The following is a 19075-nucleotide window of genomic DNA, read 5'->3' on the forward strand; positions in this document are numbered from 1 at the left end:
CCCCCCCACAGCAGCACCTTCCCTCGGCAGAAACGCATTCCCTCGACACTGCAGCCGGCCCTCGCCGCCAGGCCCTCGACACTTCCCGCGACCCCCAACACCGCTCCGGCCCTGGACCCCGGTTCCGTGTCCTCCGAGCGAACCGGATCCCGCCCCAAACGAGCACCGGGGCGGGATCCGTTTTGTCGGGAGTGCGACGACGAAAGCGGTGCGAACGCCCGTTCCGCAGTGCCCGACCTCCACCCGGCTTGCCCGCTCTCCCACGGGTTCGAGAGGCTGATCCCGTATCCGCGCCGCCGCGGGCGGCGCAGAAGGGAACACCGATGTCCGATCCGCGCCCCAACGCCCGCCCCGAACGCGTCTCGCTCGGCACCGCCGAGCCCGAGTACGACCTCTGGCAGCCGCTCGACCCCGACCAGGCCGGCGTCTTCACCGGCCTCTCGGCCGACGAGCAGTCCTACCGCGACCGCGCCCGCGCGTTCGTGCAGGACGAAGTGCGGCCCATCATCGACGACTACTGGAACCGCGCCGACTACCCGGTGCACCTCATTCCCCGGCTCGGCGAGCTCGACCTGCTGCGCGACGGCATCGACGTCCCCGGCTTCCCCGAACAGAGCCTGCTCGCCGCGTGCCTCGTCACCATGGAGCTGAGCCGCGGCGACGGATCCATCGGCACCGTCGGCGGCGTCCAGGGCGGGCTGGCGCTGCGTTCCATCGCGATGCACGGTTCCGAGGAGCAGTGCGCGAAGTACCTCGAGCCGATGGCCCGCGGAACCCTGCCCGGCTCGTTCGCCCTGACCGAGCCTACCCACGGGTCGGACTCCGTCAGCCTCGAGACCCGCGCCGTCTCCGACGGCGACGACTTCGTGATCAGCGGCCACAAGAAGTGGATCGGCAACGGCAGCATCGGTGGCGTCACCATCACGTGGGCGCGCGGCGACGACGGCCAGGTGCAGGGCTTCATCGTGCCGCAGGACACTCCCGGCTACCGCGCCACCACCATCGAGGGCAAGCTGTCGCTGCGCGCGATCTGGCAGGCCCTCATCGAGTACGACGGCGTGCGCGTCGGCCCCGAGCTCAAGCTGCCCGGTGCCCGCTCGTTCCGCGACACCTCGAGCGTGCTGCAGGCCACCCGACTCGGCGTCGCCTGGGCCGGGCTCGGCCACGCGACCGCCGTCTACGAGACCGCCGTCGCCTATGCCAAACAGCGCGTGCAGTTCGGGCGCCCGCTCGCCGCGTCGTCCATCGTGCAGAACCGTCTCGCTGAGATGCTCAGTCAGCTCACCGCGCTGCAGACGCTGCTCGTGCAGCTCACCCGCGTCGAGGCGGCTGGCGAACTCACCGGACCCAGCGCCTCGCTCGGCAAGTACACGTCGACCCGCACAGCGCGTGCCATGGCGGCGAACGCCCGCGACCTGCTCGGCGGCAACGGGATCCTGCTGCAGAACCGCGCCGCGCGGCACTTCGCCGATATCGAGGCGCTGCACACCTACGAGGGCACGGAGACGGTGCAGGCGCTGATCCTCGGCCGCGAGATCACGGGCCTGTCCGCCTTCGCCTAGCCTCGCGAGAACCGGGGTTCCGGGCGGTGCGAGCCTGCGGATCGCGCGCCTGGCCGGGCCTGGCGGGAGCATTCGAGTCCGGACCCCGATGCGCCAGCATCAGGGCCCGGACTCGAATGCGGATGGATCGGCGCGCGAGCGCAGGCTCGCACCGCCCGGAACCCCGGTGCCTACGCGTCCTCGCCGGTGCCCGGGATCTCGACCGCCGCGGTGAGCGGGCGTCCCTCGCGGGTGAGGCGGCGCTTGGTGAGCTGCCACATGCCCGCGAGCACCACGAACCAGATCGGGGTGAAGAGCAGCGGCAGGCGCGTGTCGTCGGCGAGGGCGAGCGTCACGAGGATGAACGCGAAGAACGCGAGCACGACCCACGGCACGACGCGGGCGAGCGGTGTCTTGAACTTCGACGAGGCGTGCCGGTCGGGATGCTTGCGCAGGTAGCAGATGAAGCTGATCGCGATCATGCTCCAGATGAACAGGATGAACGTCGACGCGACCGAGGTGACGAACGTGAACGCTTCGATGACGCTGTCGCCGAGCAGCAGGATCGGCACGGACGAGAAGACGAACACGGCCGAGAAGAACACGGCCCGGCGGGGGACGCCGCGGTTGTCGGTGAGCGCGAACGCACCGGGTGCATGGCCGTCGTGCGCGAGCGCGTGCATCATTCGCGTGCCCGAGTAGAAGCCGGAGTTCGCGCTCGATGCCGCCGAGGTCAGCACGACGAGGTTGATCGCGAACGCCGCGGCGCCGAAGCCGGCGTAAGCGAAGGTCGTGACGAACGGGCTCTTCTCGGGGTCGAGCTTGTCCCACGGGGTGATCGCCATGATCACGGTGAGCGCGCCGATGTAGAAGATGAGCACGCGGACCACGATCGAGTTGATGGCGCGCGGCAGGTTGCGGTGCGGATCCTTCGTCTCGGCGGCCGCGGTGCCGACGAGCTCGACGCCGATGAACGAGAAGATGCCGAGCTGGAAGCCGAGCAGGAAGCCGCTCGCGCCGAACGGGAACATGCCGCCGTGGTCCCAGAGGTGCGCGAGTGACGAACTGGTGCCGGTGTCGGGGTTCTGGAAGCCGGTGACGAGCAGGATCACGCCGGTGACGATGAGCGCGAGGATCGCGACGATCTTGATGATCGAGAACCAGAACTCGAACTCGCCGAAGAAGCGCACGGGCTGCAGGTTGAGGATCGTGAGGACGATGGCGGTGACGAGCGCGGGCACCCAGTTGGGGATGTCGGCGTTGATGTACGCGACGTAGCTCGTGATCGCGATGATGTCGGCGACGCAGATGACGACCCACGTGATCCAGTAAGTCCAGGAGACGAAGTACCCGGCCCAGGGACCGATGAGGTCCTTGGCGATGTCGCCGAAGGTCTTGTAGTTGAGGTTCGAGAGCAGCAGTTCGCCGAGGGCGCGCATGAGGAAGAACATCATGCAGCCGATCACGGCATAGATGAAGAGCACCGACGGGCCGGTGAGGCTGATGACCTTGCCCGAGCCGAGGAACAGGCCGGTGCCGATGGCGCCGCCGATGGCGATGAGCTGCAGGTGGCGGTTGGTGAGACCGCGTTGCAGGTTCTCGTGGCCGGCGCTCGTGGTGGTGGTCTCCGACATTCGGTCACTCCTCCGTGATCGTGGGGACTCGGCCGTGCCCGGGGTGGGGGCCGGCGCCGGATCCGTTGGTACACGGATACCGGAAGTGGGCCCGAGTGTACTCGGGGCCGGGGACATCGCAGCAGCGACGGGCGAGGCGAGTTGAAATCGTTGCGATTCCGCCTCGCCTCGCCCGTCGCTGCTCGGGCCTTGGGCTAGTGCTCCTCGTCGAGCGGGTGCGTCACGGTCGGCACGGATGCGGTGAGCGGCCGTCCCTCGCGCAGCAGTTTCCGCTTGCGCAGCTGCCACAGGACGGCGAGCAGCGCGAACCAGAACGGCATCGCGAGGAACGGCAGGCGCGTGTCCTCGCCGTAGAGGAGCGTGCCGGCGATGAACGCGAAGAAGGCGAGCACCATCCAGGGGGCGATGCGCGACAGCGGCATCTTGAACTTCGAGGCCTCGTGGCGCTCGGGGAAGCGGCGGCGGTAGATGATGTAGCTCACGACGATGGATCCCCAGGTGAAGAGGATGAGGGTCGCGCACATCGACGAGACGTAGGTGAACGCCGCCACGACGCCGTCGCCGGCGAACAGCAGGGGGATCGCTGCGAACAGGAACACGGCGGTGAAGAACACCGAGCGGCGCGGGACGCCGCGCGCGTCGGTGAGCGAGAAGCTCTTCGGCGCGTGCCCGTCCTTCGAGAGCCCGAACAGCATGCGCGTTCCGGAATACAGTCCGGAGTTCGCGCTCGACGCTGCCGAGGTGAGCACGACGAGCTGGATCGCAGCGGCGGCGATGCCGAAGCCCGCGAGCGCGAAGGTCGAGACGAACGGGCTCTTCGCTGGGTCGATCTCGTCCCAGGGGGTGACGCTCATGATGACCGCGAGGGCGCCCACGTAGAAGATGAGGATGCGGACGACGATCGAGTTGATCGCCTTCGGCAGGGTCTTGCGCGGGTTCTGAGTCTCGGCGGCGGCGGTGCCGACGAGCTCGACGCCGATGAACGAGAAGATGCCCATCTGGAAGCCGAGGACGAAGCCGCTGGCGCCCATGGGGAACATGCCGCCGCGATCCCAGAGGTGGGTGAACGACGCCTGGGTGCCCTCGGGCGAGGTGAAGTTCGTGAGCACGAGCACGACGCCGGTACCGATGAGCGCGAGGATCGCGACGATCTTGATGATCGCGAACCAGAACTCGGTCTCGCCGAAGTACTTGACGGGCTGCAGATTGAGCACGAGGAGCGCCGCTGCGGCGATGAGCGCGGGGAGCCAGTTCGGGATCTCGGGGTTGAACCACTGCACGTACGCGGTGATGGCGATGATGTCGGCGACGCACGCGATCACCCAGGAGAACCAGTAGTTCCAGGAGACGAAGAACCCGGCCCAGGGGCCGATGAGGTCCTTCGCGATGTCACCGAACGTCTGGTAGTGCAGGTTCGAGAGCAGCAGCTCGCCGAGGGCGCGCATGATGAAGAACACGAAGAAGCCGATCACCATGTAGACGAAGATGATCGAGGGCCCCGAGACGCTGATCAGCTTGCCAGAGCCGAGGAACAGTCCGGTGCCGATCGCACCCCCGATCGCCATGAGCTGCAGGTGGCGGTTCTTGAGACCGCGCTGCATCTCCTGAGGAGGCGGGTTCGAGGTGGTGGCGGACATGGTGGACACTCCTTTGTGATGGGGTGGGAAGAACGGTCGAATGGTGGACCGTCCCTCCGGAGGTCCACCGGAGGGGTCAGTGAGCCACGACGCGGAAGGTGTCGAGCGCGGGGTCGTTCGCGCCGCGCACATAGCCGGTCGGCGTGGCAGCGGTGCCGCGCAGGAACGCTACCGCATCCGCGCTGAGCACCTCGCCCGGGAGCACGTTCGGCACGCCGGGCGGGTAGGCCGCGAGCGAGTCGGCGGAGACGCGTCCGACGGCCCCGGCGGCGTCGACGATCTCGACGTCGGCGAAGAACGCCTCGTCGAGGCCCATGGCCCGCTCGCAGCTCGGCGGCAGCGAGATGGGGCGCTCCGGCTCGATCTCGGCCTCGGGCAGCGCCTGCAGTGCGGTCCAGAAGCGATCGACGTCGAGGGGCGAGGTCGCGCCGACGAGCAGCAGCAGTGCCGACGGGGTCGAGAGTTCGCAGTAGATCCGGTGGTCGCGGAGCAACTGGAAGTGGGCGTCGCCGCCCGTGATACCGGCGCCGCGCGTGTCGATGGCGACCTTGAACGGGTCGTTCGCGATCGCATCCGGGCTCGCGAGGATGTCGGGCGTGGCGTCGCGGAAACGGCGATCCGCCTTCACCAGCGCGCGCACGGCCTCGGCCGATGCGATGGCCTCGGCGACCCGCTCGGGGTGGGTGACGATGTGTCGGCGCGCCTCGTCGAGCGAGGCGAGCAGCAGCGCGCTCGTGCTGGTCGACTGGTAGGAGCGCACGACGCGGTCGACGAGCGATTCGAGGGCCTCGGCGTAGGGGCCGTGGCCGAGCTGGATCATGGCCGACTGGGTGAGCGAGCCGACGGCCTTGTGCGTGCTCGAGACGACGAGGTCGGCGCCGAGGCGCGCGGCGTTCGTCGGCAGGCCGGGGTGCAGGCCGAAGTGGGAGCCCCAGGCCTCGTCGACGACGAGCGGGACGCCGCGGCGGTGGGCGACGTCGGCGATCGCCGCGATGTCGGCGACGGCGCCGAAGTAGCTGGGGGAGACGATGTAGACGGCGGCGCTCGCGGGGTTGGCGGCCAGCGCCTCCTCGACCTGCTGCGCGGTGACGCCGTGGTTGCAGCCGAGGCCGGCGTCGACGGCTCCGTGCACGAAGTGGGGGGTGAGCCCGACGTGGGTGATCCCGTCGATCACGCTGGAGTGGACGCTGCGCTGCACGACGAGCTCGGTGCCGAGGCCGCGTACGACGGTCGTGGCGACGTGGTTGCCGCCGGAGGCCCCGGTCGTGATGAACCAGGTGCGCGAGGCGCCCCAGGCTTCGGCGGCGAGCTCCTGCGCCTCCATGATGGGGGTGCGGCGGCCGGGGGTGACGAGCTGCCAGGTCTGCTGGTCGACGCCGCTGAACAGCATGGGGAAGTCCATGCGGAGCGCCTGCTCGCCCACGATGGACGCGACGCCGGGGGCGTTCTCGGCCCGCGCCTGGTGGCCGGGCACGTGGATCCGCTGCCAGTCGATCTCGGAGAGGCTGCGGAGCGCATCGACGTAGGGGGCTCGCGACTGCCGTTCGGCGAACGACGGATCGACCGATGCCTCTGCGGGGGCGGGGACGGTCGTGTCTGCGCCGGCATCGGCGGGGGAGGTCGTGAGCATGATCTCGACCGTAGCCTCGCCGGCATCTGCGATGGAATATCAAGTATTCGCCCGCAGTGTCATATTCTGTATGACATGCTGAGCCTGCAACAGATCCGGGTGCTGCTCGCGATCCGCGAGCACGGCAGCCTGACCCGCGCAGCCGAGGCGCTGCACTACGGCGTGCCGACCGTTGCGCACCACCTCGACGCGCTCGAGGCGCACCTCGGGCTCCGCGTGGTCGAACGGCGGCGCGCCGGCACGGTGCTCACGCCGCTGGGGGTCGAGTTCGCCGAGGAGGTCGAGCGCGCGGTCGTCCACCTCGATCGCGCCGAACGGATGGTCGCCGACCGGCGCGAATCGGGCGTCTCGATCCTGCGGGTCGGCACGTTCGCCTCGGTCGGATCCCGCCTGCTGCCTGCCGCGATCGCGCGCATGCAGCAGCGGCACTCGGTGCGGGTGGAAGCGGTCGAAGCCGAGCCGACCGACGTCGTACGCATGCTGCGCAGCGGCGAGGTGCACGCGGGGCTCATCTACGACTTCTCGGACGAGCCGGCGTTCATCTCGCCCGACCTGCGGCTCGAGCCGCTGCTGAGCGAGCCCTATCGCGTCATGGTCGGCCGGTCGAGCCCGTGGGCCGAACGCGCGGTGCTCGACTTCGCGGAGCTCGCACAGGTGCCGTGGGTGTGCAGCCGCAGCAACGATGAGGCGCCCGACCGCGTGCTGCGCCGCACCTGCCGCGCGGTGGGGCACGACGTGCGGGAGCTCATGCGCACGGACGATCTCTACATGATCCACGGGCTCGTGGCCGAGGGACTGGGCCTGGCGCTCGCCACCGCGGCCGCCGTTGACGCGGACTTCGACGTGGTGCTGCGCCCTTCGGTGCAGGATCTCGGCGAGCGCCGCGTCTCGTACGTGACCCGCAGCGAGCACCCGCCGGCGGCGACCGACTGGCTGGGGGTCGAGCTCAAGCGCGTCGCGGCGCGCCGCGAGCACCCGGCCGGTCGGATCGCGTAGCGCTCCTCCGACGGCCGCCGGCTCAGTCCGCGCGGATGCCGACCCGGGCGGCCGCGTCGCGCATGGCGTCCTGCGCCTGCGCGGCGGTGATCTGGCCGGTGAGCCAGCGCCCCGAGAGCCCCTCGACGAGCGCGGTGAGCAGCAGCGCGATGGGTTCCGGGTCGGCGCCCTGGGGCCCGAGCGATTCGCGCACCAGCTCGACGACACGCTGTTGCCAGTCGGCGGTGGATCGCGCTACGGCGCGGGCCTGCCCGGCGTCGAAGACGGCGCTCGCGCGCAGTTCGTTCCAGGCCACCGAGCCGTCGCGGATCCCCTCGTCGTCGCCGAACTCGGAGGTGAGCAGGGCGATCAGCCGCGCGGGGGCGGGCTGTTCGCCGGGGGCCTCGGCGCGGATCGCCGCGCTCTCGTTGACGTGGTCGAGCGCGGCTTCGAGCAGTCCGTCGCGGTCGCCGAAGTGGTAGGCGAGCAGGCCGATCGAGACGCCGGCCTCGCGGGCGACCTCCTGCATGCGGAAGCCGCGGAGCCCTGAGCGCGCGATGACCCGCTCGCAGGCGGAGAGGATCCGTTCGCGGGTGTCCTCGGCCATGATGCGCTCCCTCCGGTGCCCGGGACTTGACACGTTAGCAGCAGGAACTGAAAATGAATTCAGGACGCCCGGTGCGATGCGCGGTGCGATCCGTCCGCACGTTCCTCCGCGGTGCCACCGCGGGAACCGACCGCAGAAACGAGGAAGTCATGCCGGCACCGTCGGACACGTTCGCCCTGCTCGAGGCCAGTATCGAGCAGGTGCTCGAAGCGCTCGCATCCGGGCGGATCACGAGCGTCGAGCTCACCGCCCGCTACCTGAACCGCATCGGCGCCTTCGACCGCGACGGCGCGCGGCTGAACGCCGTCCCGCTGCTGAACCCCGAGGTGTTCGCGCAGGCGGCCGAGTCCGACCGCCGACGCCGCGACGGTGAGGCGCGCCCGCTCGAGGGCGTCCCTTTCACCGTCAAGGACTCCTACATGGTCAAGGGCCTCACGGTCGCCTCGGGATCCCCGGCGTTCAAGGACCTCGTCGCCCAGTGGGACGCGTTCTCGGTCGCCAAGCTGCGGGAAGCGGGCGCCGTGCTGATCGGCAAGACGAACATGCCCCCGATGGCCGACGGCGGCATGCAGCGCGGCGTGTACGGCCGCGCCGAGAGCCCCTACAACCCGGACTTCCTCGCGGCCGCCTACGCCTCCGGGTCGTCCAACGGCTCGGGCGTCTCGACCGCCGCCAACATGGCCGTGTTCGGCATGGGCGAGGAGACCGTCTCGTCGGGTCGCAGCCCCGCCTCCAACAACGGCCTGTGCGCCTACACCCCGTCGTGGGGCGTGCTGTCGATCCGCGGCAACTGGCCGCTGTTCCCGGCGCGCGACGTCGTCGTGCCGCACACCCGATCCATGCCCGACATGCTGCGCCTGCTCGACGTGCTCGTGCAGGACGACGACGTGACCCGCGGCGACTTCTGGCGCAACCAGCAGGTCGTCGAGCTGCCGAAGCCCAGTGCGCACCGACCGGCGTCCTACCTCGACGTGCAGGATCCCGACGCGCTGCGCGGCAAGCGCTTCGCGGTGCCCCGCATGTACCTGGGCGAGGATCCGAACTTCCCGATCGAGGTCCGCGCATCGGTGCTCGAGCGCTTCGCGGTCGCACGCCGGCGCCTCGAGGAGCTCGGCGCGATCGTCGAGACCACCGATTTCCCGCTCATCGAGCGCTACGAGGGCGACCGCCCCGGCCAGGAGAACGTCGGCGAGCTCGGCGCGCTGCCCGAGGGCTGGATGGACACCGAGTTCAACCACTTCCTCGCCTTCGGCTGGGACGACTTCCTGCGCGCTAACGGGGATCCCGCGATCCCGTCGCTCGCGACGGTCGATCCCGACCGGATCTTCCCGCAGCCGGCCGGATCGATGCCCGACCGGTACGAGGAGGTCGAGGACTACGAGAACCGCTACCGCGTGACCGTCGGGCTCGCGAAGGAGGGCATCTCGGATCCGCGCGAGCGGGCCGACTTCGCTGACGGACTGCGCGCCCTGGTGCGGCTGCGCGAGGACCTGTTCGAGAACTGGCTGACCGAGCGCGGTTTCGACGCCGTGATCTTCCCGGCGAACGCCGACGTCGCCGCGTGGAACGCCGACATCGACCAGGACGCGGCCGACCGCGCCTGGGCGAACGGCGTGTTCTTCTCGAACGGCAACTACGCGCTGCGCCACCTCGGCATCCCCTCGGTCACGGTGCCGATGGGGCAGATGAGCGACATCGGCATGCCCATCGGCCTGACCTTCGCGGGACGCGCGTACAGCGACCCCGTGCTGCTCGGCTACGCCGCCGCGTTCGAGGCGGCCGGGTCGATGCGCCCGGTGCCGGCGTTCGCGCCGGAGCTGCCCGCGGATCGGATCCCTGCGCGCGACGGCCTCGACGCCGGCGCCTCGGCGCCCGAAGTGACGGTCGAGCTCGCGCTCGATCCCGAGCTCTACCACGAGGGTGCGCAACTGCTGCTGGTCTCGGGCGAGGTGCAGGGCGCGACATCGATCGAGGCGACCGTCAACGGCCAGCCCGTGACCGTCGAGGTCTCGGGGGAGCGCTGGGCCGCCACCGCCGTGCTCCCGGCTGTCGTGCCGGTTCCCGAGATCGGAGGCAACCCGCGGGCCTCGCGCGCGCTGGTCGTCGCCGTCGCGCACGGTTCCGCGGGCGACGCGGCGGCATACGCGGAGGTGTAGTCCTCTCGGCGCAGAGGGTACAAAAAACGGCACCGCCTTCGGGCGGTGCCGTTTTTGCTGCACCCGAATGCGGCGGGAGGAGTCGAGCGCGAGAAATTCGCCAACATCGGATGTTTATTAGGTGAGCCTTATCTAGATATGATGAATCGCTCGCCACCGTCGGCCGAGCGAATCTGATCTCGAAGGAACCGGACGAATGGTGAAGCTCCCAGGTGGACGAGCGCGGCTGGAACGCCGCGAAGAACGGCGCGATCGGCGCGGAGCGGTGCGGATCGCTCAGGGCCTCGTCTGCGCGCTGATCGCGTCGCTGATCGTGACGGTCGCGGTCCCTGTCGCGGCGAACGCCGCAGTTCGGCAGAGCGTCGCCTCGATCAGCCCGACGGTGGGGTCGGATCGCGTCGTCGCGTTCACGATCACCTGCGGCGCCTCATCGACCTGCTCGGGCACCGCGACGGCGAAGCTCAGCACCGGAGGGTCGAAACAGCTCTCGTACCGCATCGCGAAGAAGTCGTCGAAGACGCTCACCTGGACCCTCGGAGCCGCGGACCATCGGAAGTTCGCGGCCAAGGGGCGGGCGACGCTCACCGTTACCGGACGCGCGGCGAAACCGGCGAAGGAGACCTTCTCGAAGAGCGCGACGGTGACGCCGGCGACCGCGCAGCTGAAGCTACTCAAGTCCTCTTACGACATAGCCGACGATCGCGAGGTGCCTCTCGCGCTGAACTGCGCAGCGGCGACCGGTTGCACGGCCTCGGCCCGGCTCCTCCTCGGGAGCACGGAGGTCGCGCAGCAGACGATCCGGGCCAAGCGCGGTGCGGTCACGGTGAAGCTGCGCCTCCCGGCGACGAACTACGAGCAGCTCGCCGCCGACGGCGGACGGTACTCGATCCGAATCCTCGAGTCGGCGCCGAAACGGGTCGAGACGACTCGCGCGCTGTCGCTCCGCGTCGCTGAGAAGCCCGCGCCCCAGCGCGGACTCTCCAAGGCCTACGTCGAACGGAACTGGACCCCGACCGCCTACGACACCTGCCCGGCGAAGCTCCACGCCTCCTACCGGGTGGTCGGGCCCGATGGGAAGTACTACCCGAGCTGGCACCCTGCTCAGGTGATCGACCCGGCGACGGGGCGGACCTGCACGTTCGGTCACGAGCACGGCGCCGATCCGGCATCGTCGGAGATCTTCGACTGGGTCTCGTCCTTCACCGCGCCGAAGGACGTCGTCCCGACCGAGCCGACCGGCCTGCCGTTTGGCTACACGAGCGAGGAGCTCGACAACTACGTGCAGCACGACCACGGCGACATGTCGATGCGCCACGAGGACAATGGCGGGCACAAGGTGTTCGTCGCGAACAATGTGAAGATGCTCGACGCGGATCGCAACTGGCTCCGTCTGGGCGACGGCACGCAGCTCACCTGCGACTTCCTCATCAAGCAGCACCAGGGGAGCTGGTCGCCCGACGCCATCTCGAACAACGCGCACGAGATCCTCTTCGCCGCGCGCTGCGACGACGGAACCGAGCTCATCACCTCGATGCTGTCGCGCTTCGGGAACGCGAACGAGATGTTCTCGACCTGCGCCCCCGACTCGCCGGTCCCGACCGTCGGCAGCACCCTTCCCGCCGGAGACGGCGGCAAGCGGATCATCCCGACGACCGAGTGCGTGAAGCGCAATCCCACGGACTGGTCGCTGTACGAACTCTGGGAGGGCGAGAATTCGCTCGTGACCGCTGACGGAGCGGTCCTCGCACGGTTCGATCCCTGGTTCGGGGTGCGGAACCCGAGCCGGCTCTCCGATTCCCGGGTGAGCACGGCGACCTCCAACGGGATCAGCAGGCCGGTCGACCTCGCGTGGCTCACCGAGGGGGCGGTGACGGACTACCTCTGGGCTGGTCTCGCCGAGCAGGAGCGCTTCGACTACAGCGACCCGCGGTCGCCGTTCAACGGTGCGCGCCGAGATTTCTATCTCGGCGACCTGCAGGTCTCGGACCCCGGTACGAAGAACGGGATCGTGTTCACCGACCCCTACGGCGGATCGGCCGGTCCGGAGCGGCGGGTCGGGTCGATCGCTCAGCTGATCAAGCCGGGATCCGTGCTCGGAACCGTGAAGCTGTCACGGCAGAAGTTCGACGCGAAGGCCGATTTCGGCAAGGACAACGGCGTTCACGCCCCCAACTGAACCGCGCAGCGCGCGGCCGGAGGGCCGCGGCGCGCCATACCCCCAGTACTACGAGAGGACCACTGTGGACAGAACACTGACGAAGGCGGGCGCGTGTCTCAGCGCCGCCGCGCTGATCATCGGATCGGCGCTCGTCGCGACCCCCGCTTCGGCAACGGAACCCGCGTCGAAGGCGCCGGCCGTATCCGAACTGCGCTGGACCGGAGAGGCCGGTGGCGACTTCGGTGCGGCCGTCGGCCGGACGTCGTGCGACGTCAACGGGGACGGCATCGCCGATGCCCTGGTCGGCGACTGGTGGTGGAAGCGGGGGACGACCGCGAACGCCGGCGCCGCATACGTGCTGCTCGGCGGCGCCGCCCCCGTTGCCGGTCCTGTCGGCACCGGCGAGGCCGTCGGCGCGATCCGGATCGACGGCCCGAACACCAGTAACGCCTTCGCCGGAATGAGCGTCTCCTGCGCGAACGATGTGAACGGGGACGGGATCGACGACGTGCTGGTCGGATCCAACCGCACCCAACGTGTCTGGGTCGTGCTCGGCGCCCACGACTTCGAGCCCGTCGACGTCGACGCCCTCGGAACACGAGGTTTCGAGGTCACCAATTCGGACGCCGTCGCTGAGAACCGCGCACCGGGAGGGAGCGCCAACTTCGGCTACGCCGTCACCGGCCTCGGCGACGTGAACGGTGACGGCCTCGCCGACTTCGCGATCGTCGACAACCTCTACGACCGCCCCGCGGACCCGGCGACCGGTGCGCCTGCGCTCAGCAACATCGGACGGGTCTGGGTGATCGCCGGCTCGCGGAACGTGAACACGATCGACGTCGCCGGTGAAGCGGCGGCCGGACGGGTTCTGCAGACGATCGACGGCAGCGGGGGACAGCTCATCTCGGCCGACGACGTCGGCGATGTGAACGGCGACGGCCTCGCCGATCTCGTGATCGGCAGTTATGGCGCGACCCCGTGGGGAGCTGCCGCGCCCGTGGCCGGTGCTGCGTACGCGATCTTCGGCTCCAAGGAACGACAGCACATCGACGTCGGGGCTCTCGGAGGCCACGGATTCGCGGTCTTCGGCGGGCAGCGGGGCCGCGACCGGCTCGGCACGTCCGTCTCGAAGCTCGGCGACCTGAACGGCGACGGCCTCGCCGACTTCATCGTCGGCGGCGACGGCGTTCCCAACGCCTCCACCGGGCCGCGCGCAGGCGGTGCCGCAGTCGTCTACGGTTCCGCGTCCACCCAGACGGTGTTCACAGCGCCGGGCGCCGCTGAGGGGGCTGTGTACAGCTGCTCAGACAGCGCCCCGAACACCACTGGGGCCTGCGCTGCCGACCGGGTCGCGCGCGGGTACTGGATCGACGGCGCGGCCGACGGCGACAAGTTCGGCTGGTCGGTCGCCGGTATCGGGGATGTCTCGGGTGACGGCGTCCCCGAAGCGATCATCGGCGCCTGGGGGCATGACTCGGGCGGATCCAACGCCGGGGCGATCTACGCCGTGTACGGCGCCCCCGCGTTCAACGGCACCCTGCGAGCGGGCTCGCTCGCATCGGCTGAGGGATTCCGCATCGACGGCGCGGTCGCCAGCGCCCAGCTCGGCCGGGCGGTCGGCAGCACGGCGGACTTCGACGGGAACGGCGTCCCGGACATCGTCGGCGGAGCCAACGGAACCGACTACGCCTCGGTGTTCCTGATCGGCGAGGCCGTCACCAAGCTCTCGCTCGAGGTCGGAGAGGCATCGGTCGCGTCCGGAGGGACGTTGACCGCGCGAGTCACCGCCCGGGCCGGCGCGGCCACGGTCGCCGGAAACGTGGCATTCACGCTCGACGGGACGGTGATCCCCGGGTGCGGTGCCGTTCCGGTGTCGGGCGGAACCGCGATCTGCGCGGCCGAGTCCTTCGCCGTGGGCGGATCCCGTGCGTTCGGCGCGAAGTTCGCGGATCCGGACGGCGCGTTCCATTCCTCGTCCGCGGAACGTACCGTCGACATCGCGAAGCTCGCGGCGAAGACGACGCTCGGCGGAGATACGACGGGCGCGGTGCGCGACGAACTCGAGTTCACCGCGTCGGTGACCTCGGGAGCGACCGGGGAGGTGGCGTTCTTCGCGGGGAGCACCCGGATCGGCACCGCCGCCATCGAGGACGGCACGGCCACGCTCGACTACGTGCCGGAACAGACGGCGAGCTTCCTGCTGACCGCGAAGTACCTGGGCGACGATCGCTTCGCGCCGGCGGCCTCGAAGGCCAAGCGCGTCACGGTCTCGCCGGTTCCCGTGTACCTCGGTGCGGTGCGGCCGAGCCATTCACGAATCGTGTACGGGGTGCGATCCACGGTGACGGTGCAGGTCTCCGGCGCGACCGAGGGGACCGTGCTCTTCACCGCCGGGAGCCGTGAGCTCGGCACGGCCAAGGTGCAGCGGAACGGCGCGGCAACGCTCGTGCTGCCTCGGCTGAACGTCGGAGGCTATCGCGTCTCGGCGCAGTTCCTCGGGGACGACGTCTTCGCGGATTCCGCCAAGCGGACCGCAAGCCAGCCGATCGCCGTCGTGAAGGCATCGGTCTCGAAGATGACGGTCGCGACCAAGACCGCGAAGAAGAAGTCGCGGCCTTCCGCCGTGATCACGATCGGCAAGCTGAACAACGGAACCTTCCCCTCGGGCAAGGTCGTCGTCGCGTTCGGCGCATCGAAGCGGACCGTCTCCATCGCCGCCGCCAACCGGGGCGTCATCTCGGTGCAGGCTCCGAAAGCGCTGACGGGGAACACGAAGGTGACCGCGACGTTCCTCGGGAATGCGAATGTGAACGCGAAGTCGGCATCGACCACTCAGCGGGTCAAGTAGGCCGAGGGACGCGGGGCCGGTGCTCGGGAGTTCCCGGCACCGGCCCTGTCGTCATCCGCTGCGGGACCGGCTGTCTCCGGCGGGCCTGCTGTTCGTGGCTCCGTCAGACCGCGTCGCGCGCCGGATTCGCCTCGCCGCCCGCCGCGATCGGCCCGAACCGGTCGACGCTGAGCGCGAGCCGGCGCAGCAGCGTCGCGAGCCGATCCCGCTCCGCGCGCGGCACGCCGCCGAGCAGCTGCTCCTCGGCATCGCTCAGCCGGGTCATCGCCGCGTCGACCAGGGTCTGGCCCTGCGCGGTCATCTCGACAAGCACGCCGCGTCCGTCGTTCGGGTCGGTGAGCCGGCGCACCAGGCCGCGCTCCTCGAGCCGGTCGATGCGGTTCGTCATGGTGCCGCTCGACACCATCGTGTGCTGCACGAGCAGCTTCGGGCTCTGCCGGTAGGGCGCGCCGCTGCGCCGCAGCACGGCGAGCACGTCGAACTCCCAGGAGGCGAGCCCGGACCGCTCGAAGGCGTGCGCGCGGGCGCGATCCAGGTGCTTGGTGATGCGCGTCATCCGCGAGAAGACGGCCAGCGGGGCGAGATCCAGATCGGGGCGCGCCGACTGCCACTCGCCGAGGATGCGGTCGACCTCGTCCTGTTGCTTCATGGATCCATTATCCCGGTACGGCGTCCGCGCGCCGGGCCGTCCGCGGGGCGTCGCCGCATCTGACAGAATCGAGGGGTGCCGCAGGGCACGTTCCGCCTTGGTGTAATGGCAGCACGACAGCCTTTGGAGCTGTGAGGTCAAGGTTCGAATCCTTGGGGCGGAGCGGTGATTCGATCAGGAGGCCACCCATCTCATGACTAACCAACTCGCAGTCGTCATCCTCGCAGCGGGGCAGGGCACTCGCATGAAGTCCGCGACGCCGAAGGTGCTGCACCCGATCGGCGGACGCTCCCTCATCGCCCACGTGCTCGACACCGCGGCCGGGCTCGACCCGCAGACGGTGGTCGCAGTGGTGCGGCACGAGCGCGAGCGCGTCGCCGCGGCGATCCTGGATCACGCACCGCACACGCGCATCGTCGACCAGGACGCGATCCCCGGCACGGGTCGCGCGGTCGAGCAGGCGGTGGAGGCTCTGCCGGCCGACTTCGACGGCTCGATCGTGGTGCTGTCGGGCGACGTCCCGCTGATCGACGTTCCCACCCTGCAGCGACTGGTCGACGGCCACGTCGGCGGCGGCCGCTCGATGACCCTGCTCTCGGCCATCTACGAGAACCCCACCGGGCTCGGCCGGATCCTGCGCGGCGCCGACGGTCTCGTGACCGGCATCGTCGAGGAGAAGGACGCCGACGACGCGCAGCGCCGCATCACCGAGATCAACGGTGGCATCTACGTGTTCGCGCGCCCTGCGCTCGAGCGGGCGCTCGCCGGCATCGACACGAACAATGCGCAGGGCGAGAAGTACCTCACCGACGCGGCCGCCGCGATCCTGGCCGAGGGCGGAGCCGTCGAGGCCGTCGCGACCGACGATCCCTGGCTCATCGCGGGCGTCAACGATCGAGCCCAGCTGTCCGATGCCGGTGTCGAGATGAACCGTCGCATCGTGCGCGCCCACCAGCGCGCCGGCGTCACGATCCAGGATCCGGCCACCACCTGGATCGATGCGGACGTCTCGATCGAGCCCGATGTGGAGATCCTGCCGGGCACCTTCCTGCGCGGGGCCACCTCGATCGCGACGGGCGCGATCGTCGGTCCCGACACGACCCTGGTCGACTGCGAGGTGGGCGAAGGCGCCCGGATCCGCCGCAGCGAGGCCACGCTGGCCGTCTTCGGCGCGGGCGTCGAGGTCGGCCCCTACTCCTTCGTCCGCCCCGGCACCGAACTCGGTGCGAAGGGCAAGATCGGAGCGTTCGTCGAGACGAAGAACGCGAAGATCGGCGAGGCGAGCAAGGTGCCTCACCTGAGCTACGTGGGCGACGCGACCATCGGGCGCGAGACCAACGTGGGCGCGGGCACCATCGTGGCGAACTACGACGGGGTCAACAAGCACCAGACCGTCGTGGGCGACGCGGTGCGCATCGGATCGAAGAACGTCCTCATCGCTCCGGTTACGATTGAGGACGGCGTCTACACGGCGGCCGGCGCTCTGATCCGCAAGAACGTGCCCTCGGGCTCGCTTGCCATGACCGTGGCGCCGCAACGCAACATCGAAGGCTGGGTGGCGGAGCATCGCCCAGGCACCAACACCGCGGCAGCGGCTGAAAAGAACGGGGAACAGCAGGCATGAGCGCGATCGAGATGGCGGGGCAGAAGAAGCTCGTCCTCGTCTCCGGGCGGGCGCACCCGGAACTCGCCGAAGCGGTCGCCGCGGAGCTCGGGGCGAGTCTCGTCCCGACTGACGCGCGCACCTTCGCCAACGGCGAGCTCTACGCGCGATTCGACGAGAGCGTCCGCGGTTGCGACGCCTTCGTCATCCAGTCGCACACCAACCCCATCAACGAGTGGCTCATGGAGCAGCTCATCATGGTCGACGCGCTCAAGCGCGCCTCGGCGAAGCGGATCACCGTCGTCGCCCCGTTCTACCCCTACTCGCGCCAGGACAAGAAGGGCCGCGGTCGTGAGCCGATCTCGGCCCGCCTCGTCGCCGACCTGTTCAAGGCGGCCGGCGCGAACCGCATCATGACCATCGACCTGCACGCCCCGCAGATCCAGGGCTTCTTCGACGGCCCCGTCGATCACCTGTTCGCGATGCCGGTCCTGCTCGAGCACTTCCGCAAGACGATCAACCGGGACGACCTCACCGTCGTCTCGCCCGACATGGGCCGCGTGCGCGTCGCCGACGTGTGGAGCGACAAGCTCGACGCGCCGCTCGCGATCATCCACAAGCGCCGCGACCCGCTGGTGCCGAACCAGGTCTCGGTGCACGAGATCGTCGGTGACGTGAAGGACCGCTGGTGCGTCGTGGTCGACGACATGATCGACACCGGCGGGACCATCGCCAAGGCCGCCGAGGCGCTCAAGAAGAACGGCGCGCGTGGCGTGACCATCGCCTGCACGCACCCGATCTTCTCGGGCAAGGCTGCCGAGTACCTGTCGCAGGACTTCATCGACCAGGTCGTCGTGACCGACACGCTCCCCATCCCCGAGGAGAAGCGCTTCGAGAAGCTCACCGTCGTGTCGATCGCCCCGCTGCTCGCGCAGGCGATCCACGAGGTGTTCGAGGACGGCTCGGTGACGAGCATGTTCGAGGGCGCCGCCTAAGCTGCTCGCTCCAGAACGGGCCGGGATCCATTGGATCCCGGCCCGTTCTGTGCGCGGCGGGGGTCTTGGGGTGGTCGGAGCGCACGCCGTGGTTTCTGTTCGATCCGCCGGATTTCTACGCTCCGCCGGACGATTCACCGCTGTTCATCCGGCTGAGCCTGGAAATCCGGCGGAACGAACGCGGCCTGATCGAGCGTTCGAGACCGATGCAGCGTGTCCGCGCGTCTGCGCATGTAGCGATTTGACAGCTCAGAGCACACGCCTGACAGGCTGGCTGCGTACCCGCCGAACCGAGGAGGAACGCATGACCGAACCCCAGCTCTGGACCCTCGCTGCCGGACTGCTGACGGCACTGACGGCGATCCTCGGCTTCAGCGCGCAGACGATGCGCGCGATGTCGAAGATCGTCACGGTGCAGATGGCATCCGTGCGCGAACTGATGGCCGAGCGCTTCTCGAACGTCGATCGGCAGTTCGATCAGGTCGACCGGCGATTCGATCAGGTCGACCGTCGGTTGGAGCAGCTCGACCAGCGCGTAGGCAGGGTCGAGACGCGTGTCGACGACATCGACCGCGATGTTCAGACCATCGCGAAGCGGATCCTCCCGAAGGACTGACGAGCGCCGGCCGATCCGGCGGAGCG

Annotated in this window: 13 protein-coding genes and 1 tRNA gene; 9 read left to right on the forward strand and 5 right to left on the reverse strand. The window is 69.6% G+C overall.

Annotation, left to right across the window (positions count from 1 at the left end; all coding sequences use genetic code 11):
- Positions 1–323 precede the first annotated feature (323 nt).
- Positions 324–1562: an acyl-CoA dehydrogenase family protein gene (locus tag BMH31_RS14540; protein ID WP_099722485.1), complete on the forward strand. Its 1239-nt coding sequence runs from the start codon at positions 324–326 to the stop codon at positions 1560–1562.
- A 170-nt stretch (positions 1563–1732) separates the two neighbouring features.
- Here the strand turns inward: BMH31_RS14540 and BMH31_RS14545 are convergent, their stop codons facing one another.
- The 3 genes from BMH31_RS14545 to BMH31_RS14555 all read right to left on the reverse strand — a co-directional run bounded on the left by BMH31_RS14545 (position 1733) and on the right by BMH31_RS14555 (position 6442).
- Positions 1733–3175: an amino acid permease gene (locus tag BMH31_RS14545; protein WP_099722484.1), complete on the reverse strand. Its 1443-nt coding sequence runs from the start codon at positions 3173–3175 to the stop codon at positions 1733–1735.
- A 194-nt stretch (positions 3176–3369) separates the two neighbouring features.
- On the reverse strand, positions 3370–4812 hold the full coding sequence (locus BMH31_RS14550; RefSeq protein WP_099722483.1) for an amino acid permease: 1443 nt from the start codon (positions 4810–4812) through the stop codon (positions 3370–3372).
- Between the two features lie 76 nt (positions 4813–4888).
- Entirely contained in the window at positions 4889–6442 is a 1554-nt protein-coding gene (locus tag BMH31_RS14555) for an aminotransferase class I/II-fold pyridoxal phosphate-dependent enzyme (RefSeq protein WP_099722482.1), read from the reverse strand.
- A gap of 75 nt (positions 6443–6517) precedes the next feature.
- Here BMH31_RS14555 and BMH31_RS14560 point away from each other — a divergent pair, with 75 nt between their 5' ends.
- Complete coding sequence (locus BMH31_RS14560) at positions 6518–7438, forward strand: LysR family transcriptional regulator (protein ID WP_099722481.1); 921 nt, start codon at positions 6518–6520, stop codon at positions 7436–7438.
- A 22-nt stretch (positions 7439–7460) separates the two neighbouring features.
- Here the strand turns inward: BMH31_RS14560 and BMH31_RS14565 are convergent, their stop codons facing one another.
- Entirely contained in the window at positions 7461–8024 is a 564-nt protein-coding gene (locus BMH31_RS14565) for a TetR/AcrR family transcriptional regulator (protein WP_099722480.1), read from the reverse strand.
- 149 nt (positions 8025–8173) lie between these two features.
- Here BMH31_RS14565 and BMH31_RS14570 point away from each other — a divergent pair, with 149 nt between their 5' ends.
- From BMH31_RS14570 to BMH31_RS14580, 3 genes are all read left to right on the forward strand, one after another.
- Positions 8174–10180 (forward strand): amidase, encoded by a 2007-nt coding sequence (locus BMH31_RS14570; RefSeq protein WP_099722487.1) that lies wholly within the window; start codon positions 8174–8176, stop codon positions 10178–10180.
- Positions 10181–10376: 196 nt separating this feature from the next.
- On the forward strand, positions 10377–12356 hold the full coding sequence (locus tag BMH31_RS14575) for a hypothetical protein (RefSeq protein ID WP_099722479.1): 1980 nt from the start codon (positions 10377–10379) through the stop codon (positions 12354–12356).
- A 64-nt stretch (positions 12357–12420) separates the two neighbouring features.
- A complete protein-coding gene (locus BMH31_RS14580; protein ID WP_099722478.1) occupies positions 12421–15186 on the forward strand; it encodes an Ig-like domain repeat protein in 2766 nt (921 codons plus the stop codon).
- A gap of 103 nt (positions 15187–15289) precedes the next feature.
- Here the strand turns inward: BMH31_RS14580 and BMH31_RS14585 are convergent, their stop codons facing one another.
- Positions 15290–15835 carry a MarR family transcriptional regulator gene (locus BMH31_RS14585; RefSeq protein WP_099722477.1) on the reverse strand — a complete coding sequence of 182 codons (546 nt, stop codon included), beginning with the start codon at positions 15833–15835 and terminating at the stop codon, positions 15290–15292.
- A gap of 91 nt (positions 15836–15926) precedes the next feature.
- On the opposite strand from BMH31_RS14585, the gene BMH31_RS14590 reads away from it, so the two are divergent.
- The 4 genes from BMH31_RS14590 to BMH31_RS14605 all read left to right on the forward strand — a co-directional run bounded on the left by BMH31_RS14590 (position 15927) and on the right by BMH31_RS14605 (position 19049).
- A tRNA-Gln gene (locus BMH31_RS14590) sits at positions 15927–15998 on the forward strand.
- Between the two features lie 30 nt (positions 15999–16028).
- Positions 16029–17459, forward strand: coding sequence for a bifunctional UDP-N-acetylglucosamine diphosphorylase/glucosamine-1-phosphate N-acetyltransferase GlmU (gene glmU / locus BMH31_RS14595; RefSeq protein ID WP_099722476.1), 1431 nt, complete (start codon positions 16029–16031; stop codon positions 17457–17459).
- The gene (locus BMH31_RS14600; RefSeq protein ID WP_099722475.1) at positions 17456–18433 is read left to right on the forward strand and encodes a ribose-phosphate diphosphokinase; all 978 of its coding nucleotides are present in this window, start codon (positions 17456–17458) and stop codon (positions 18431–18433) included. The genes glmU and BMH31_RS14600 overlap by 4 nt, the downstream gene beginning before the upstream one ends.
- 304 nt (positions 18434–18737) lie before the next feature.
- Positions 18738–19049: a hypothetical protein gene (locus BMH31_RS14605; RefSeq protein ID WP_099722474.1), complete on the forward strand. Its 312-nt coding sequence runs from the start codon at positions 18738–18740 to the stop codon at positions 19047–19049.
- The last annotated feature ends 26 nt before the right edge of the window (positions 19050–19075 follow it).

The organism is Leucobacter sp. OLIS6 (assembly GCF_002752355.1).
Classification (GTDB): Bacteria; Actinomycetota; Actinomycetes; order Actinomycetales; family Microbacteriaceae; genus Leucobacter.

What these genes read in the sequence shown, in the direction of transcription:
- BMH31_RS14540 (WP_099722485.1), top strand. Translation starts at nt 324, where the DNA reads ATGTCCGATCCGCGCCCCAACGCCCGCCCCGAACGCGTCTCGCTCGGC.
- BMH31_RS14545 (WP_099722484.1), bottom strand. Translation starts at nt 3,175, where the DNA reads ATGTCGGAGACCACCACCACGAGCGCCGGCCACGAGAACCTGCAACGC.
- BMH31_RS14550 (WP_099722483.1), bottom strand. Translation starts at nt 4,812, where the DNA reads ATGTCCGCCACCACCTCGAACCCGCCTCCTCAGGAGATGCAGCGCGGT.
- BMH31_RS14555 (WP_099722482.1), bottom strand. Translation starts at nt 6,442, where the DNA reads ATGCTCACGACCTCCCCCGCCGATGCCGGCGCAGACACGACCGTCCCC.
- BMH31_RS14560 (WP_099722481.1), top strand. Translation starts at nt 6,518, where the DNA reads ATGCTGAGCCTGCAACAGATCCGGGTGCTGCTCGCGATCCGCGAGCAC.
- BMH31_RS14565 (WP_099722480.1), bottom strand. Translation starts at nt 8,024, where the DNA reads ATGGCCGAGGACACCCGCGAACGGATCCTCTCCGCCTGCGAGCGGGTC.
- BMH31_RS14570 (WP_099722487.1), top strand. Translation starts at nt 8,174, where the DNA reads ATGCCGGCACCGTCGGACACGTTCGCCCTGCTCGAGGCCAGTATCGAG.
- BMH31_RS14575 (WP_099722479.1), top strand. Translation starts at nt 10,377, where the DNA reads ATGGTGAAGCTCCCAGGTGGACGAGCGCGGCTGGAACGCCGCGAAGAA.
- BMH31_RS14585 (WP_099722477.1), bottom strand. Translation starts at nt 15,835, where the DNA reads ATGAAGCAACAGGACGAGGTCGACCGCATCCTCGGCGAGTGGCAGTCG.
- glmU (WP_099722476.1), top strand. Translation starts at nt 16,029, where the DNA reads ATGACTAACCAACTCGCAGTCGTCATCCTCGCAGCGGGGCAGGGCACT.
- BMH31_RS14600 (WP_099722475.1), top strand. Translation starts at nt 17,456, where the DNA reads ATGAGCGCGATCGAGATGGCGGGGCAGAAGAAGCTCGTCCTCGTCTCC.
- BMH31_RS14605 (WP_099722474.1), top strand. Translation starts at nt 18,738, where the DNA reads ATGACCGAACCCCAGCTCTGGACCCTCGCTGCCGGACTGCTGACGGCA.